Raw genomic sequence first — 1,925 nt, forward strand, 5'->3', positions numbered from 1 at the left:
GCTGGACATACCGTGCGCCGGCGTACGTGTGTCCATCCGCTGGTCCAGGCCGACCACTCGTCATGATTGGTCGGTGCGCCTCCGGGTGGCCCTCGTGCACTGATGATCGTCCGGATGTGCTGACGGGCGGTCCCCTCTCGGATCCATCGCGTCGAGCACGTTCGAGACGGCACAGGTTCCGGTCGCGGTCCCTCCTGCCGCGGAAGATCCGTGGCCGCCAGAGTCCACAGGAGGTGGGTTCAGTCTTGGCACGTCATTATGAGCTCATGGTGATCCTCGATGCTGACCTCGAGGAACGCACCGTCGCGCCCTCCCTCGACCAGTACCTCGGTGTCGTCCGTCAGGGCGGCGGCGTGGTGGAGAAGGTCGATGTCTGGGGCCGGCGCCGGCTCACCTACGAGATCGCCAAGAGTTACGAAGGCATCTACGCCGTCATCGACCTGCATGCGGAGCCCGACGTCGTCGCCGAGCTCGACCGTCAGCTCGTCCTCAACGAGTCGGTCATCCGCACCAAGGTCATTCGGCTTCCAGAGCCGAAGAAGCCACGTCAGAGCCGCCGGGCGGCGGCGTGATCCGGTCCGCGGCGACGGCAGTCCCCGTGCCGTCGTGGGCCGCCGATCTCCGGGAGAGTGCCCATGGCTGGTGAAACCGTCATCACTGTCGTCGGCAACCTAGCCAACGACCCCGAACTGAGGTTCACCCCGAACGGTGCCGCGGTCGCCAGCTTCACCGTCGCCTCCACGCCGCGCACCCTCGACCGCCAGACCAACGAGTGGAAGGACGGCGAGGCGCTGTTCCTGCGCTGCTCCATCTGGCGCCAGGCGGCGGAGCACGTCGCCGAGTCGCTGCAGAAGGGCGCTCGGGTCATCGTCACCGGCCGCCTCAAGCAGCGGTCGTTCGAGACCCGCGAGGGTGAGAAGCGCACCGTGATCGAGCTCGATGTCGACGAGATCGGCCCGAGCCTGCGCTACGCCACCGCCAAGGTCGTCAAGGCCGCGCGCGGCGGTGGTGGCAGCAGTTACGGGGGCGGTGGCGGAGGCGGCTACGGCGCGCCCGCCGGCGCCCCCGCCGGTGTTCCCGCGGGCGCTCCGGCCGGCAGCTACGGCGGCGGTAGTGGTGGTGGAGCACCCATCGATGACCCCTGGTCGCAACCGGCCGGCGGCTACTCCGACGAGCCACCGTTTTGAGCGGCCGGTCGTCGTCCTCGCGAACGACACAACGAGGTAGCAGCACACCCATGGCCAAGGCGGCCGTGCGCAAGCCCAAGAAGAAGGTTTGCGTTTTCTGCAAGGACAAGGTCGACTACATCGATTTCAAGGACACTTCGCTGCTGCGCAAGTACATCTCCGACCGGGGCAAGATCCGGGCCCGTCGGGTGAGCGGTAACTGCAGCCAGCACCAGCGCGACGTGGCGACGGCGGTGAAGAACAGCCGCGAGATGGCGCTGCTGCCCTACACCGCCTCGGCCCGGTAGGGGGTGGCGATGAAGCTCATCCTGACCCAGGAGGTCCCCGGTCTCGGCAGCCCGGGTGACATCGTGGAGGTCGCGAACGGGTACGGGCGCAACTACCTCGTGCCCCGCCGGTACGCGATCCTCGCGACCAAGGGCGCGGAGCGTCAGGTCGAGCAGATCAAGCGGGCCCGGTCGGCCCGCGCGGTCCGCGATCTCGGGCACGCTCAGGAGATCGCCGGTCAGCTCGGTGGCCTCAAGGTCGAGCTGACCAGCCGGGCGGGCAAGGAAGGCCGCCTGTTCGGTTCCGTAACGGCGGCCGACGTGGTGGAGGCGGTGACCGCCGCGGGTGGCCCCGAGCTCGACCGGCGCCGCGTCGAGCTCACCACGCCGATCAAGTCCCTGGGCGCCTACACCGTCGCCGTGCATCTGCACCCCGAGGTGACCGCGACCGTGAAGCTCCAGGTCACGCAGG

Annotated in this window: 4 protein-coding genes; all 4 read left to right on the forward strand. The window is 68.8% G+C overall.

The annotated features are described in order from the left end of the window. Nucleotides 1-245: 245 nt before the first annotated feature. Nucleotides 246-572 (forward strand): 30S ribosomal protein S6, encoded by a 327-nt coding sequence (gene rpsF / locus ACY45C_RS21050; protein WP_462189285.1) that lies wholly within the window; start codon nucleotides 246-248, stop codon nucleotides 570-572. Nucleotides 573-635: 63 nt separating this feature from the next. Continuing rightward, on the forward strand, nucleotides 636-1,187 hold the full coding sequence (locus ACY45C_RS21055) for a single-stranded DNA-binding protein (protein ID WP_462189286.1): 552 nt from the start codon (nucleotides 636-638) through the stop codon (nucleotides 1,185-1,187). A gap of 50 nt (nucleotides 1,188-1,237) precedes the next feature. Beyond that, the gene (rpsR, locus tag ACY45C_RS21060) at nucleotides 1,238-1,474 is read left to right on the forward strand and encodes a 30S ribosomal protein S18 (RefSeq protein ID WP_011438874.1); all 237 of its coding nucleotides are present in this window, start codon (nucleotides 1,238-1,240) and stop codon (nucleotides 1,472-1,474) included. Nucleotides 1,475-1,483: 9 nt separating this feature from the next. After that, the coding region (gene rplI / locus ACY45C_RS21065) for a 50S ribosomal protein L9 (RefSeq protein ID WP_462189288.1) at nucleotides 1,484-1,925 on the forward strand (442 nt) is incomplete at its 3' end.

It is taken from the genome of Frankia sp. CcWB2 (assembly GCF_977927585.1).